The following is a 14,473-nucleotide window of genomic DNA, read 5'->3' as shown; positions in this document are numbered from 1 at the left end:
AAATCAAAAAAGGCCGCTATTATTAGCGTCCTTTTTTGATCTTTCATCTTCTTTATTGTTCAACTTTAAACCATGGACCTGCATTTTGTATGACACCCCATAGTTTCGCTGGCAACACAAGATCTCTAACGTTAGATGATTTAATCACGTTTTGGATTTCCGCCTCCCTTCCTTGTTGAACTTTTTCAACCCACTCTGGATCGGAGATTAATACACGTCCAATTACCGCTAAAGAGAGTCCTTTCTCCATGCTTTCAGAGACATCCTCTGGGCTTTCCAAGGAACCCGCTGCAATTACAAAAATCCTATTGTTGGCATGTTCAACAATCAGCTCAAGATACGTTTTTTTGTTATCTTGGTTATATTTTGGTTTTGACGTAAGGGCTTGTACCAAGGAACCATGAACATAATCAACATTTTCTTCAATCAGTTTATCAATCAGTGCGTAAGTATCTTTCATTCTAAGGGCATCTTGTTGATGTTCCTCTGGGGAAATGCGGTAACCTAAAATAAATGGTTTTGTCGAATATCTCTCAATAGCTTTTTTCACCTCTCGAATAACAGCTATTGGAAAACTCAGACGTTTTTCCAGTGATCCCCCCCATTGGTCTTGACGTTTGTTGAAGAATGGAGATAAAAAGCTTTGAAGTAAAAAACCGTGGGCTCCATGGAGTTCAACACCGTCAAAACCAGCTTCAATTGCACGTCTTGTTGCTTCACCGAACGCATGTATAATTTCCAGAATTTCTTTATGCTTGAGTTCTCTAGGGGATACTGCTTCAGTCAGAGCAACACCGCTCGGACTTACCACGTCACCATTAGGAACTAATTCAGCAATCGCTTTATCTCCAGCATGGAACAATTGAAGAATTGCTGGAGCTCCTCCACTCTTAGCAGCATCTGCCAATTTTTTTAGACTAGGGATAAATGAATCATTATATGCGGCGAATTCATGTGTAAATCCAATCCCATTGGGTAGGACATGAGTACAGCCCGTGATAACTAAACCTACACCATTCACTCTTTTTTTATAATATGCAACTTCCTCATCGGAAATAGTGTAATCATCATTACTTGACCATGTCGTCATCGGAGACATAACCACTCTATTCTTTAAGGTAATCCCTTTATTGAATGTAAAGGGTTCAAACAAGTTATTAAATTTACTCATTGTACGTTCTCCTTTGTATTTTGATTTCTAAGTGCTTATTTATGGAACAGATGAAGGTAACCCTATCTCATCCATCCCAATCACAAGTTCTACTCAAGAATATCAGGTTAACCTAAGGGGAAGTAAAGTAGGAATTTGATACGTAATTTAAAAGGATTTGCTTTTAATAATTTTCTATTGTGATAAAATAACAGTTACAGTAACTGTAACTATGGAGGCGGTCAGATGTTTTTTTCAATGAAATATGTGGTGGAGAATTATAATATAACTGCAAAGACACTTCGATTTTATGAAGAGCAAGGGATATTACCGAATATTTCGCGCGACGAAAAAGGGAATAGAGTTTATACCGAACAACAAATCGATTGGATTTCTTTTATTCTTTGTCTCAAAGAAACAGGAATGCCACTTTCTAAAATTAAAGACTACAAGGAATCTTATGAGATGGGGAACTCCACCTATTCAGAAAGAGAGGAAATGTTAAAGAAACATAAAATTGAATTACAAAAGAAAATCGAAGAAAGTTTGAAACATATGGAAGAAATAAATTATAAATTAGCTATGTATGAACTTCAAAAAGATGAGGTTAGGAAAAATCCTAACCACAATTTTAAATGTCACGGTCTTGAGGTGAACATTGTCGATACCAGGGGGGGGTGAATCAAATATTCGGAATGCTACAACCAACAGATGAACAAACGGAGCTCTAAATATCTATCCAGAAAAATAACCAGTCGCCTATATTTACCTAGCGATTGGTTATAATTGTTTTTAAAACGTTAATCCTGACTACATTACTACTTTCGATTATATTTAAAAAATCTAGCACAGTAACACAATGCAACCTAGCGGGATTGCCGCTTTCGCCGGGACTGCCACGTCTCGATTGGTTCATGATCATCTTCTTCGATCAGTTCCAATGCTTCTTCCACTCTTCTCGCTTTGAATAACAGGATTAATTCCATCAGGTCTTCCCGGTCCAGCAACTTCACTCCATTAACCGCTGCAAGCGTCCGACAGGCTTCGGTGTAACGGGCGGACGTTAATACAATTGAACGGTCGGCTTCATAATAACGCATCGATGTATATATCTCCTGCACTGCACTCAACCCTACGGGATGGTTCGCACCATAGCGCTTCGCTTGTATCACACTTCGTCTGCCGAGTCTATCAACAAACACTAGATCTGCCCCAAAATCCCGGCTGCTCGTTGTCTTATGCACCTCATCGTACCCGAGCTCTTCGAATAAATGATAGAGATATAATTCAAATTCCGAACCATCCTCCATCTTGTCGATGTCCTTTATTGTGATCTTACGAGGATTGGCTTCACTTCGGATCCGCTGCCCGCGCCCGATAACACGCCGAATAATCCAGGCCAGCAGCAACAATAGGATGATACATCCAATGACCCATAGGGTCACATTTTCACTCCAGTTCATAGCTATTCTCCTTGTGTCATTTCCTATGTTCTATCCAACGTACGCAGATACGGCTTGTCACCGCACTAAATATATCAGACTTCTACCTTCATCGAAAGAAGATGAATTCCTTGTAACCCTTATACTTCACGAAACATAGTTAGTTCGATAAACCAATGATAAAAGGTTACAGTGTGTTCGGTTGAATTCAGCTTGACTTTAATGGTAAAATTCAACAATCGGTTCTATTTGAACCGAAGAAGAAAGGTGGTTTATCACTTGCATACATTGACCAAACACAAGTCCAAAACATGGGCTGCCCTCATTCTGAGCGGCATGCTCCTCTTCACCATGAATACAACAGGTTACGCCGCTGCTTCAACCGAATCCATGCCCAAACCGGCGTGGACATCATCATCACTGATGTTATCTGAGGCTAATACAGAGAAAGATGTCATGATCAAAGGAATCCATGCCGTGCCATCCAAAAATCTTGTATATGTACATGCCTCGCAGCCCGTGACCAAAACAAGCAGCAAAACAACACTCGACTGGCAACTGGACTCTCTCCAAGCATTCGATGCTACAACTGGACAATTGAAGTGGAATACGATATTCCATGAGAAAAGTGGTCCTTATACCACCTACTCCAATTCGGTATATGCCAGCAACGGTACGGTTTATGTGTATATGGAATATTCGGACAAAACCAAAAAATTGTACTCATTCAATACATCCGGTAAAACCAACTGGATCAAAACGGTGAATTCACCTGCAAGCATATCCCTATTGGATAACGATACGCTGATGGTTGCTTCAAGTCAGGGCGTACAATCGAATGGTTCGGTTCGCTCAGCCATCTCGTTATATGACAAAAAGGGCAAGCTGATTACCGAGAAGACCATTAACGGTAGCGTGCTTAAGGCTGATCATGGTCGAATTGTGGTAGATGCCAGTAAACAAACCAAGGTAGGCAACTTCTGGCAGCAAGCCGCGAATCCCAAAGTGGAGATCTATGATCGTACGTTGAATCGTCTGTCCTTCTACCAATTCCCTGCCAATGCAAATACATTAGGAGATGGCGGCGGTGAATCCCTGGCCATTCTGGACGATGGTTCCATCATTATGCGCGCCAATTTTGAGAACACAGGTAACCGACTGATGGGCTTTGGCGTCGATGGCAAGCTTGCTTGGGGACGTGCCATTGCTGGTGATGCCTACATTCAGACGGCTGGCAACGGTTATACAGTCTTTACAGGGCAGAAGCTGGAGCTGTACACGATGAAAGGCAAAGTGACTGAGCGTACATTCAAGGACGCACAGCCTGCACTTATGCGTGTGGACCAGACGCAGGATGGACAGTACCAGCTTGATTTTGCCAAAACAGGATACATTCTTGATCCACAGAAGATGGAAGACGTGCATATCTACACTACCAGTGCCTCGCTTCCTTCATTAGAAGGTGTTTCAACCTATGTCGATGATGTCATCTATTCCATGAACGATGAGACATTGTCCAAATATGTACTGAAGTCCAGTTCTTCAAAATAAATACTCGATCTAATAATAAGCCGGGAGAGTTCCATAAGGAGCTCTCCCGGCTTATTACATGGGCAGAATAGAGTATCATCCTATTTCCAATTCTCGTCTATAAATTCGTCCCGTCCGGATAACGCACGGTCTTCCTTATAATCTTTTTCGTTTTTCTTGTGGTAATCCTGATGATAGTCTTCAGCCGGATAGAATATAGCTGCATCCCGAATTTCCGTAACAATCGGTTGAGTGAATCGTCTGCTGGCTGCCAGTTCCTGTTTGGACTGTTCAGCAAGCTCACGTTGACGTTCATTATGCACAAAGATTGCCGTACGATACTGTGTCCCCCGATCCTGGAACTGGCCTCCGTCATCCGTCGGATCAATCTGCGGCCAGTATAGCTCCAACAGTCGTTCATAAGGGAATACATCTGGATCAAATGTAATTTCAACCACTTCGACATGACCGGTCTCCCCGGTTTTTACCTGCTCATATGTTGGATTCTCGACGTGACCGCCAGCATAACCCGATATAATGCCATGAATGCCCGGTTGTTCTTCAAACGGTGTAACCATACACCAGAAACATCCGCCAGCGAATGTAGCTTTTTCCATTCCGTTCATCCCCTCTTATCTAAACTACCTATAGAATACTGATGCTAAGTTACGCATACATTCTTATATTTTAAAACAACAAGAGGTTGATTGAAAGCCATGGTTATGGCTCTCAATCAACCTCTTCATTGGTAATGCATTTAGCTGACAACTAATTCAAGAAATTATCTTGATTAAGTTACCCGCGACTACGTCCCATCGAACGGAAGATCAAGCTTACGATGGCTACAAGAACGATCGCACCGATCAATGCAGGTACAATGTAGAATCCGCCCATCTCAGGACCCATATCTCCCAAGATTACTCCACCTAACCAGCCACCGATAAAACCAGCAATGATGTTACCAATAACACCACCTGGAATGTCACGACCAACGATCAAACCTGCCAACCATCCAATGATACCACCGATAATTAATGACCATAACCAACCCATATCATTCACCTCTAATTAAAGTTTTTGTTGTTGTCTGTCTACTATTAACCGCTACAGAAGCATTTAAACAATTGGCATAAAAATTTTTGCATATTACCTTTTGTCCCCATGCATCTTCCTCTGCAAAACAAACCTTGGTCAGGTATGGAAACAGATCGCGTTACTTTCCGGCATCTCACCAGCTCAGGGCTGCGTTATGTACCTCCCGAAAGTCATTGTATGTTAGAGCAGACAAGGTTAGTATCACCAATTGAGGTAGGATTATTTATAAAATTGCGTCATATTATAGGATGGATGGGTTAGGTCTGATCAATAAAAGCCTGCACGGCCCTTACCTGGCTGCGCCAGCCAAGTATGTTTATGGCTCTTGTCCAGCTCGCCACGCATCGACTGAATGACTCTTACAATGTCTGTCTGTCCATTCTGATGCCATTCCAGCGCAGCGCTCACATACAACTCACCCAGCTGCGCAAGAGAGAACGTGTCGGTCAGGCGGGCTGCTTCTATCGTGCCTTCTTCACCCGCAAATACGGTAAAGCCTCGTTGGCGCAAATATTGCAAGCGCATCGCTTCATCTGGCAACGGAATTTCATAAGCCCGGTCGAACCGTCCAGCACGGTTCATGAGGCCAGGATCTATTTTCTCCGGATAATTCGTTGTCCCGATCAGGAAAATGCCTTCTTTTGACGTAGCTCCATCCAGTGTATTCAGGAAAAAGGAACGGACTTCATCCGGCATCGAATCGATGTCCTCAATGATCAGTACCATCGGTGCCAACCGCTTGGCAGCCTCGAACACTTCACGTACCGATTCACTGTTGGTATACTCCGTAATCTGCCAATACGCAGCCGGGCCCGGGATACTTCCCGCAATGGATTTCACCAAAGTGGTCTTGCCGTTTCCCGGATGCCCATACAGCAGAATGCCCCGTTTGTACGGGATATCATAATCTCTGTAAAAGGAACGATCCGCTTCGAAAAACTGATCCAGCGAGCGGAAAATATCCTGCTTGATCTGTGCCGAGAGAACAACATCTTCTCGTCCCACGGAGCGAGTGATGGATTCGACATGACGGTCGCTGCCATTACGGGCATCGGTGTAGACCGTTACTTTTTTCATATTTTGCTGACGTTCCCGTTCCCGTACACTTCCCAGAAATTGCTTCATCTCCTCATCACCGATGGCAAAGACAAAGTCTTCACTGTAGATCCCATTCTCTCGGAAAAATGGAACCCGCACAAGTGCTACGCCCCATTTCGGATAAGCAAATACGTTGTTGCGAATGGAGTAGTGCACACCATAAGTGGGTACATCTCCATCATCGTCGTAATGCAACGTCTGAAGCTCCAGATCCTCGAATATACGGGCTACCAATTCCACTTCGTCACTGCCATTTTGCAGATCTTCCCGGAGTAACTCCCAGTATTCATTGTTCGGGTCAGAACTGGCATACAGCTTGTATTCAACCCCATAGCGCTGATGGAGCGCCTCACTGATTCCACGAATCAGCCTTGAATAGATGGCATATCCTTCCACTCGAATTCGGGTATCATGTTGTTTGTCATAGGTATAGATCGCTTGAGTTGGATCTGTTTGTTTTTCGCTTATTGTCATTATTTCGCTCCCTTTACCGCTACAAGCGGTTTGCATTTGGCTACAACTTGAGCCAGGCCTGCGCCGGTAACACTGTCTATAATTTCATCTACATTTTTATAAGCCTGAGGTGATTCGTCAATAATGGATTCAAGTGAGCGTTGATTTACCACGATCTCATCTTCTGTACCCACACCCAGTGCCGTAGCAAAATCTTCCACACTAATCAATCGTTTTGTTGCCGTCCGTGAACGGATGCGACCCGCACCGTGACATATTGAATAATAATTATCAGCACCCTGCGGCTGACCTACCATGATATATGAAGCAGTTCCCATGGAACCGGGAATAAGCGCCGGATGCCCTGTTGCCAGATAAGGCTTTGGATTGTCCGGGTGACCTGCAGGCAACGCACGTGTCGCCCCTTTGCGATGCACAAAAACGGAACCTTTTTCTACGTGAGATTCCTCCCAGGCATAGTTGTGCATCAGATCGTATAACGTACGAAATTCACATTTGGAGCCAAACACATCCCGGAATGCTTCGCGAATAGCATACGCAATCAGGTGACGATTGACAACAGCGTAATTCAATGCAGAATACATCATGTTCACATAATGACGACCTTCCGCATGCTCAAGTGGGGCAAATACCAGTCTGGGATCGGATGTACCCAGGTTAAGCCGCTGCATGACTTTGGCAATCGCTGAGGAACTCGTCTGACTTACATAACCACCCCATGCACGAGAGCCGGAATGAATCATGACCACGACCTGTCCATCATACAATCCCCAAGCTTCGGCGATTTCACGATTCTCTTCAGCGATCTCAATTGCCTGGATCTCGGCAAAATGATTCCCCCCACCAAGTGTTCCGAGCTGACGATGCGAACGATGCCATGTCATGTCAGGAACGTGGTTTAACACATCCTCATCGTAACTGAACTTGCTGCTTTCCACATGTGTCATCGCAATTGATTTTTTCGGTGTATAGCTGTCCGGAATATACTTTTTGGGTAAACCATGCAGTCCTTTACGAACAATATGCTCCAGTCTTATATCCGAGTAATGACCTCGCTGGTTCGCCTCCATCGGCAATACTTTTTCAATCGCCTTGACGAGTTTGCGGCGGAGCTTGATGTCTTTCAATTCGTCCTTGTGCAAGTTCGTCATATGCACTCGCATGCCACAGCCGATGTCACTGCCAACGATGGAGGGAGAAACGTATCCGCTGTGCGCATCCCACACGGCTGTCGTTCCAATGCATGTACCTACCCCCACGTGTACGTCTGGCGTGTAACTCATATAAGAGATTCCCGGAATCTGCAGATTATTGTTTGCCATCTCGAATACCTTGTAATCGAGCGAGGAGAAGAGCTGTTGCGCCGCATATACGGTTAGGTCACCTGCAGGCAATTTTACTTCATGCCGGTAGCCGCCTGCGATTTCATTTGGATTAGTAAATAAATTAAATTCTGTATTCATAAAAGTGTATTATTCCTTCCTGTACGTTCAGCAAATTCGGTTTGCTGATTCATCTGTATAATAAATATAAAAAAAGCCATAGGCTAATCGCCCATGACTTCTACTGAATGACAATAACGGAGAACAGGACAGCATAAACATGCTGTGTGTCTGTCATCCATCGCTATAATATAAGCGAAGAACGCATATCGATTATAAAACCCGCTAAACGATAAGCCTATCCCCTATGTCGACCGTATGAGGCCAATGAAACGATGAGCCGGATATGCTATTGTGTCTACGTTGCGCCCTGTTTGAATCAAATCATAACCAAGCATCATGTCTCTCGGCCTCCCTTCGTTAATGTTAGTCTTATATTAAGGGGACTAGAATTCATGTGTCAACCCTTTTCTTGGAAATTGGTCCATGGTGTAGATTGCATATGTAAACAAAAACAGGAGATTGTCCTGGGACAATCTCCTGTTTTCCAAATAATAATGATGTTGTTAGCGTAACATGATTATTACAGTCCTGCTTGTTTTTCCAACTCTTCAACCGGATTCTCGTCTTCTTTTTCAGGAACTTTGGAAGACAGGAACCAACCACATACCGCAATGGTGATCAGGACAATATAGAATCCGAATTTCCAAATTTTATTTTCCGGGAAATGCTCATCCAGAACACCCAATGAAGGGTGTGCGAGTGTAATAACTGCCAGCTTAACCCCTACCCAACCTACGATCACAAAGGCAGCAACTTCAAGCCCTGGACGGGAATGAAGCAATTTCACAAAGTATGAAGCTGCAAAACGCATGATCACAAGCCCGATGAATCCACCGAGGAAGATAACGATAAACTGTCCACCGTCAAGTCCGCCAATTGCAGGCAATCCACTTGGTGGCAACGCCACGGCCAAAGCAACCGCAGCCAGAATGGAATCAACTGCAAATGCGATATCCGCTACTTCGACCTTGAAAACGGTCATCCAGAAACCGGATTGTTTTTTCGGTTTCTTAGGCGTGGAATCAGCTGCTTCATCTGTTTTATTGCGACTACCCAGTATCTTTTTAACGATGTGGTTAATCGAAATATACAGGAGATACAGGGCACCGATCGCTTGTACCTGCCATACATCGACGAGGAAAGAGATCAGGAACAACGAACCTAAACGGAAAACAAATGCACCCATCAGACCATAGAACAACGCTTTTTTGCGCTTATCTTCAGGCAAGTGTTTAACCATGATTGCGAGTACCAATGCATTATCCGCTGCGAGTAATCCTTCAAGGACCACTAAGACAGCAAGCACCCACCCATATTCTAATAATAATGAAACATCCAACATTGACTCCTCCTTAATATTCTTATGATGTACAAAAAAAAGGACCTTTACCATCACTGGTAAGGTCCTTTTATATCCACAAAAAGAGACCTTTACCGAGCATGAAAACTTGGTAAAGGTCTCGCTAACAACAAAATTGCTGCCAATAAAGCCGGGGATATGATCCCGAACTGACGACTTTACTGTAAAAGCTACTCCCCTTTAACAGGAATATGTAGTTTTAGTTGGAACGGGTTGTTTAACCTGTACTCATCATATTTCATAACGTTAAATAAAGTCAAGCTTTATTTAGTTGACGATACAGCTTACGGAATACGACAACATCATAGATCATATTCCCCAGTGGAATGAAAGAAACAAAGAACAGAGCAATTGGACGGCGCAGACGCCATTTCTGTGAGGTGTACATAGTCACCATAAATAACAAATACATTAAAAACAAAAAACCGTACAGATTCCCAAACCATGTGACAGCCTGCGGCATAACCCCGGCATCTCTCAACGGAAAAGCAACAAACAGTAACAACACGTACGAAATGCCCTGCAACCACAACAACAGCCGGAAGCGCCCCAGCGTAGAATGTAACATTATTTTCCTCCTGCTTTTATACATGTAACGAATTCAATTGTTCCCGTACAGTATATCACAAAAGCTGAATATCTCGCTTAAATGCCATGCAGCAGATTATTCCTGCACGCTTTATAGGTGGTTCACCTACCATTTCGCAGGAGCCAAATGCTTTAACTTCTCATAAGATATATGACGAAGATTGTTACAGATGTCGGACAAGGAGGAGCCGGATCATGAAAATAGCTATGGTTGCACCCGAGAAATTGCCTTTGCCCGGTAATGGTTCCGTGGAAATCTGTATCCTGGGCATCGCTCGTGAACTAGCCCATCGCCATCAGGTGACCATTATAAGTCGTCAAATGCAAGGTCTCGCCGCCACAGAACAGATCGATGGGATCACCATTCAACGTGTCCCTGCAACGAGCCCTGTCATGTACACCAAAGCAGTCATACGTCTGTTATCCCAACAACCCTTTGATGTAATTCAAGTGGATAACAGGCCACGAAGCATGGCTACCATCAAACGAGCTTTTCCACGCACACCTGTTGTACTCTATCTTCACTCGTTAACGTTTGCTCAGCCCGGACCTTCCACACTCACACTAATGAAAAAAGCCGATTGGATTGCCGTCAATAGTCAATCCCTCAGACAAAGGTTAGGCCGCAGATTTCCCTTGGTAAAACACCGGATGAGTGTTGTTCCATTGGGTGCAGATCTAAGCCGCTTCAGACCTGTTGAATCCAGCGAAGAACAGATTCATCTGCGTACACAATATGGAGTAACTAAACCATTCTCTATTCTCTATGTCGGCAGACTGATCCCTGGAAAAGGGGTAGACGTATTAATTCGTGCAACTGCCCTCCTTCAGCAACAGATGCCTGTTCAACTGGTTGTTGCAGGCAAAGGACCTCCGTATTACATGCGTAAACTTCGCGAACTTGCCCAAAAACAAAAAGTCCATGTTTCCTTCCGTGGTCAGATAAACCATGAGCATATCGATCAGTTGTATCGGGCAGTCGATTGTCTGGTCTGTCCGTCTCAAGAACATGAAGCTTTTGGCCTGGTTAATGTTGAGGCGATGGCTTCAGGATTACCCGTCATTGCTTCGGATAACGGAGGTATTCGTGAAATTATTGAATCAGGTATCAATGGATACCTTGTCACCGCTTATAAGCGTCCCCAACGTTTCACCTCTTACCTGTACAAACTTGCAAGCAATCCCACTTTTGCCGAGAAGTTAGGAAAGGCTGGCCGAGACAGCGCAAGGGCATATTTTAGTTGGGCAAGAACAGCCATGCATCTGGAAGCGACCTATACCAGGCTCATCCGTAAATGAGCCTTCTTCTGTTACGATGATCAAGCTTTTTCACGAAATTGCCATCCCTTAATCAAAGAATCCATCTGCGGAACAGGAATGTGACTCATCTCAATTAACTCCATAATCACCATATCTCTCATCATGAATCGTACTTTGGCACACGTGAGTTGATGAAACACATCATAGAATGCCGTCCCGGCCCAACATCCATGAGGTACGACCAGCGGATCATTAACGATATAACCTACGGCTCCAATCGGGGGAATAACAACCTTAATCGCTTGATGATCCAAACGATTATCTGGATCTTTGACGAGATACACGGTATCCCCCACATGTAGAGCCTGTACTCCATGGTAGTGGTCCATCCCATACATAGCTGCGAATAATTTGGTGCTCATATTACCTGCTCCTTTTCCTGCATTTCTCCATGATTAAAATTTTCACAAAGATACATCGGTTTCATAATGTTCCAACCACTCGACAAGTTGCCTGCGTATCTCTCTACGAAACTCACGAGGTTCAAGTACCTCTGCCTCGGGCCCAAATTGATACAACCATTTCAAAAATTCTCTGCTGCTATTCAGTGTCACTTCAAATAACAATCCCCCATCCGACATATTCGTCATTCGCGGGCGAACAAACATCTCTTCTTCTTTTATGTAGGGGGCCACTTTCTCAGAGAATCTTACCTTGAAATGGATATTTTCGTCGCCACGGTCAATAGACCATGTGTTCTTCATGTACTGTGTTATGTTGAAATCACCCTTGTCGAAACCGGCATTTGTTCGTGTCACATCCAAAAAACGGCTGATCCGAAACAATCGAACTTTTTGCAGCAAATGGCAGTATCCGATCAAATAAAAACGTTGATCACGTGGAATGAGATAATAGGGATCGATATCCCGGACTGTGATCTCATTTCTTGTCAGCGTATGATATTGAGTACGAATGGTTTGCTGGCTTAGAATAGATTCGATAATGGGAATCAGCAAATTAGGGTCTTTTCCTTCCTCACGATAAGCTGGCGTGCCCATCCGAATAATTCCCGCAATATTCTCTACAATGTCACTGTTTCTTGATTTTAATTTGGTATGAGCCGACATGACCTTGTCAAAAGCTGAATCAAACTCAGCAGGTAACTTGGAGGTATCAACTACGGACGGCAGCAAGGAGAAGACCATTGCTTCCTGTTCAGTAAAATCTAATGGATACATCGCAAACTCACCAATAAATCGGTAACCTTTGCCGTATCCTTCATTCATAATTGGGGCGACCCTATCCAAAATCCGGAGATCACGATAAATCGTGCGTACAGTCGTACCGCATTTCAGCGCCAATTCCTTGGCCGAAATTCCAGGATTTGCTTGTATAGCCTGAAGTATACGCAGCAGACGAATTAATTTCTCTGTCATGTAGTTTCTCCCCTTCGATATTTTATCGGCAAGGAAAACTAGTTCCTTTAGTACAGGACTAAATCTTTAGTCCCAATTTTATTTTCGCAATTTCACCATTTTTGTATAGTCCAATTGCACTTTTACCCCCTTTTAATATACATTCTCTTACTTGCTTGCGTAAAACATTAACCCAAAAGACCATAAACCTAAGTCTGAAAGCCTATACAATTTTCTTAAAATAATACAAAAAAAGCCCTGATCTCTATTAAGAGACAAGGCTTTTCTCGAAATTACTGGTTATGCAACTGTAATAATTGACCCATCACATTCGCCATATGCTCACAGAGTTCAGCAATGTCTCCCATCTGGTCTTCATTCACACTGCGGTCAAAATAAACGTGAGCCGTGACGTTATACATGATTGGCTGTTCATCAAAGATATATTGGATGTTCTGGCACATCCTCTGCTCAGGCCAGCTCTTCTGTAATATTGAACGAATATCCGGACACTGCTTCTCAAGCTCCTTCACAACCATGCTAAACCGTAGTTCCAAACGACAACCCGGATTCGCATCAGGCGTCTCCAGGATCTCCGCTGCAAGCTCCTCAAGGGAGCTGCTTAATACTACTTCCCCTGTTACTTCCGGGCGATCCCTGGAACAGAATTGTAATGTGAACTCTCTGGACATCACTGCCATCTCCAGCCGATCTTTACGCCCCGTAATCTGAATACGTTCATCCAGGTTATCCATATCATAGAGATAGTTCTCAAACCCGACTTTCAGATTGTCATACACCGTTGGATCAAACATTGAAATAACCTACTTTCTAACCCCATTAACTTGCATTGTAGTACATTGTAGTACATTCTCAATTTTCATGCGACTAGCACAATCTCTTGTCCTGAAAGTATAAAAAGCCCAGTCACCAGGACTGGGCTTCGGCTAAACATGCGATCTGATAAGATCCCTGAGCTTCGCTTATTCTTCTGTAGCTTTTTCTTCAGCTGCCGGTTCAGCTTCCTCAGCAGAAGCCGTTGGGTCTTCCTCAGCAGCTTGTGGCGGCATGACGGAAGCGATGATGGACTCAGGTGATGTTATGAGTGTCAAACCTTTGTCCAGTTTGATATCCGCAGCAGTCAAACGATCGCCAATATCCAATCCGCTAACATCCACTTCAATGGACGTTGGCAGATCCGCAGGCAATCCTTCTACTTCCAGCTGTGTCTCCTGTGTCTGGAATACACCGCCAGCTTTCGAGCCGGCCGCTGTACCCTGGAAGTCGATCGATACACTAACACTGATCGGCTTGTTCTTGGAAATTTGCAAAAAGTCTACGTGCAGCAAACGTCCGTTACGCTCTTGCTGATCCTTGATCAGCACCGGAAGCGTTTTACCGCCCTCCACATTCAGATTGAACATTTCGGAGCGACCTGTGCGTGCCACTTTCAGCATTTCTTTTTCATCTACATGTATTGAAGCACCTTCAAGTCCCGGGCCGTAAACGACTGCGGGAACTCGTCCGCCTTGTCTTAACAGGCGCAGTGCTGCACCTTTCTTTTCCGTTCTTGGCGTTGCTGTAAGTTGAGCCATTTTTCCGTTGGATTTCATGAT

15 protein-coding genes are annotated in these 14,473 nt (G+C 44.0%); 3 read left to right on the top strand and 12 right to left on the bottom strand.

Going from position 1 to position 14,473, the window contains the following annotated elements:
* Positions 1 to 52: 52 nt before the first annotated feature.
* Positions 53 to 1,171 (bottom strand): NADH-dependent flavin oxidoreductase, encoded by a 1,119-nt coding sequence (locus AC6CIF_RS26065; RefSeq protein WP_498202105.1) that lies wholly within the window; start codon positions 1,169 to 1,171, stop codon positions 53 to 55.
* Between the two features lie 225 nt (positions 1,172 to 1,396).
* On the opposite strand from AC6CIF_RS26065, the gene AC6CIF_RS26060 reads away from it, so the two are divergent.
* Positions 1,397 to 1,831 carry a MerR family transcriptional regulator gene (locus AC6CIF_RS26060; RefSeq protein WP_307416420.1) on the top strand — a complete coding sequence of 145 codons (435 nt, stop codon included), beginning with the start codon at positions 1,397 to 1,399 and terminating at the stop codon, positions 1,829 to 1,831.
* A 185-nt stretch (positions 1,832 to 2,016) separates the two neighbouring features.
* On the opposite strand, the gene AC6CIF_RS26055 is transcribed toward AC6CIF_RS26060, so the two are convergent.
* Positions 2,017 to 2,613, bottom strand: a complete 597-nt coding sequence (locus tag AC6CIF_RS26055) for a restriction endonuclease (protein WP_076212330.1) — start codon at positions 2,611 to 2,613, stop codon at positions 2,017 to 2,019.
* A gap of 258 nt (positions 2,614 to 2,871) precedes the next feature.
* Between AC6CIF_RS26055 and AC6CIF_RS26050 the strand changes: the two genes are divergently transcribed.
* Positions 2,872 to 4,143 (top strand): hypothetical protein, encoded by a 1,272-nt coding sequence (locus AC6CIF_RS26050; protein ID WP_498202104.1) that lies wholly within the window; start codon positions 2,872 to 2,874, stop codon positions 4,141 to 4,143.
* A gap of 80 nt (positions 4,144 to 4,223) precedes the next feature.
* Here the strand turns inward: AC6CIF_RS26050 and msrA are convergent, their stop codons facing one another.
* From msrA to AC6CIF_RS26020, 6 genes are all read right to left on the bottom strand, one after another.
* On the bottom strand, positions 4,224 to 4,739 hold the full coding sequence (msrA, locus tag AC6CIF_RS26045; protein WP_498202103.1) for a peptide-methionine (S)-S-oxide reductase MsrA: 516 nt from the start codon (positions 4,737 to 4,739) through the stop codon (positions 4,224 to 4,226).
* 178 nt (positions 4,740 to 4,917) lie between these two features.
* Positions 4,918 to 5,175: a GlsB/YeaQ/YmgE family stress response membrane protein gene (locus AC6CIF_RS26040; RefSeq protein ID WP_017686880.1), complete on the bottom strand. Its 258-nt coding sequence runs from the start codon at positions 5,173 to 5,175 to the stop codon at positions 4,918 to 4,920.
* Between the two features lie 309 nt (positions 5,176 to 5,484).
* On the bottom strand, positions 5,485 to 6,789 hold the full coding sequence (locus AC6CIF_RS26035) for an ATP-binding protein (RefSeq protein ID WP_498202101.1): 1,305 nt from the start codon (positions 6,787 to 6,789) through the stop codon (positions 5,485 to 5,487).
* A complete protein-coding gene (locus tag AC6CIF_RS26030; RefSeq protein WP_498202099.1) occupies positions 6,789 to 8,252 on the bottom strand; it encodes an RtcB family protein in 1,464 nt (487 codons plus the stop codon). The genes AC6CIF_RS26035 and AC6CIF_RS26030 overlap by 1 nt, the downstream gene beginning before the upstream one ends.
* Before the next feature lie 502 nt (positions 8,253 to 8,754).
* Positions 8,755 to 9,576 carry a TerC family protein gene (locus AC6CIF_RS26025; RefSeq protein WP_083657153.1) on the bottom strand — a complete coding sequence of 274 codons (822 nt, stop codon included), beginning with the start codon at positions 9,574 to 9,576 and terminating at the stop codon, positions 8,755 to 8,757.
* Between the two features lie 274 nt (positions 9,577 to 9,850).
* Positions 9,851 to 10,162 (bottom strand): DUF3817 domain-containing protein, encoded by a 312-nt coding sequence (locus tag AC6CIF_RS26020; protein ID WP_076212347.1) that lies wholly within the window; start codon positions 10,160 to 10,162, stop codon positions 9,851 to 9,853.
* Between the two features lie 215 nt (positions 10,163 to 10,377).
* Between AC6CIF_RS26020 and AC6CIF_RS26015 the strand changes: the two genes are divergently transcribed.
* Positions 10,378 to 11,481, top strand: coding sequence for a glycosyltransferase family 4 protein (locus tag AC6CIF_RS26015; RefSeq protein WP_498202097.1), 1,104 nt, complete (start codon positions 10,378 to 10,380; stop codon positions 11,479 to 11,481).
* Positions 11,482 to 11,501: 20 nt separating this feature from the next.
* Here AC6CIF_RS26015 and AC6CIF_RS26010 read toward each other — a convergent pair whose 3' ends face one another.
* From AC6CIF_RS26010 to AC6CIF_RS25995, 4 genes are all read right to left on the bottom strand, one after another.
* A complete protein-coding gene (locus AC6CIF_RS26010) occupies positions 11,502 to 11,864 on the bottom strand; it encodes an HIRAN domain-containing protein (protein WP_076212350.1) in 363 nt (120 codons plus the stop codon).
* Between the two features lie 42 nt (positions 11,865 to 11,906).
* Positions 11,907 to 12,878, bottom strand: a complete 972-nt coding sequence (locus AC6CIF_RS26005) for a helix-turn-helix transcriptional regulator (RefSeq protein ID WP_076212352.1) — start codon at positions 12,876 to 12,878, stop codon at positions 11,907 to 11,909.
* A gap of 272 nt (positions 12,879 to 13,150) precedes the next feature.
* On the bottom strand, positions 13,151 to 13,672 hold the full coding sequence (locus AC6CIF_RS26000; protein ID WP_498202096.1) for a hypothetical protein: 522 nt from the start codon (positions 13,670 to 13,672) through the stop codon (positions 13,151 to 13,153).
* Positions 13,673 to 13,840: 168 nt separating this feature from the next.
* Complete coding sequence (locus AC6CIF_RS25995; RefSeq protein ID WP_498202095.1) at positions 13,841 to 14,470, bottom strand: 50S ribosomal protein L25; 630 nt, start codon at positions 14,468 to 14,470, stop codon at positions 13,841 to 13,843.
* Positions 14,471 to 14,473: the final 3 nt, after the last annotated feature.

It is taken from the genome of Paenibacillus sp. GQ49 (assembly GCF_059759055.1).
Note: the sequence above shows the minus strand (reverse complement) of the source record. Positions and strands in the feature narration are given on the sequence as shown.

Bases quoted from the DNA above. Each gene is read 5' to 3' on its own strand.
- AC6CIF_RS26000 (WP_498202096.1), bottom strand. From the start codon at position 13,672: ATGTTTGATCCAACGGTGTATGACAATCTGAAAGTCGGGTTTGAGAAC.
- AC6CIF_RS26015 (WP_498202097.1), top strand. From the start codon at position 10,378: ATGAAAATAGCTATGGTTGCACCCGAGAAATTGCCTTTGCCCGGTAAT.
- AC6CIF_RS26005 (WP_076212352.1), bottom strand. From the start codon at position 12,878: ATGACAGAGAAATTAATTCGTCTGCTGCGTATACTTCAGGCTATACAA.
- AC6CIF_RS26040 (WP_017686880.1), bottom strand. From the start codon at position 5,175: ATGGGTTGGTTATGGTCATTAATTATCGGTGGTATCATTGGATGGTTG.
- AC6CIF_RS26065 (WP_498202105.1), bottom strand. From the start codon at position 1,171: ATGAGTAAATTTAATAACTTGTTTGAACCCTTTACATTCAATAAAGGG.
- AC6CIF_RS26055 (WP_076212330.1), bottom strand. From the start codon at position 2,613: ATGAACTGGAGTGAAAATGTGACCCTATGGGTCATTGGATGTATCATC.
- AC6CIF_RS25995 (WP_498202095.1), bottom strand. From the start codon at position 14,470: ATGAAATCCAACGGAAAAATGGCTCAACTTACAGCAACGCCAAGAACG.
- msrA (WP_498202103.1), bottom strand. From the start codon at position 4,739: ATGGAAAAAGCTACATTCGCTGGCGGATGTTTCTGGTGTATGGTTACA.
- AC6CIF_RS26060 (WP_307416420.1), top strand. From the start codon at position 1,397: ATGTTTTTTTCAATGAAATATGTGGTGGAGAATTATAATATAACTGCA.
- AC6CIF_RS26020 (WP_076212347.1), bottom strand. From the start codon at position 10,162: ATGTTACATTCTACGCTGGGGCGCTTCCGGCTGTTGTTGTGGTTGCAG.
- AC6CIF_RS26030 (WP_498202099.1), bottom strand. From the start codon at position 8,252: ATGAATACAGAATTTAATTTATTTACTAATCCAAATGAAATCGCAGGC.
- AC6CIF_RS26010 (WP_076212350.1), bottom strand. From the start codon at position 11,864: ATGAGCACCAAATTATTCGCAGCTATGTATGGGATGGACCACTACCAT.
- AC6CIF_RS26025 (WP_083657153.1), bottom strand. From the start codon at position 9,576: ATGTTGGATGTTTCATTATTATTAGAATATGGGTGGGTGCTTGCTGTC.
- AC6CIF_RS26035 (WP_498202101.1), bottom strand. From the start codon at position 6,789: ATGACAATAAGCGAAAAACAAACAGATCCAACTCAAGCGATCTATACC.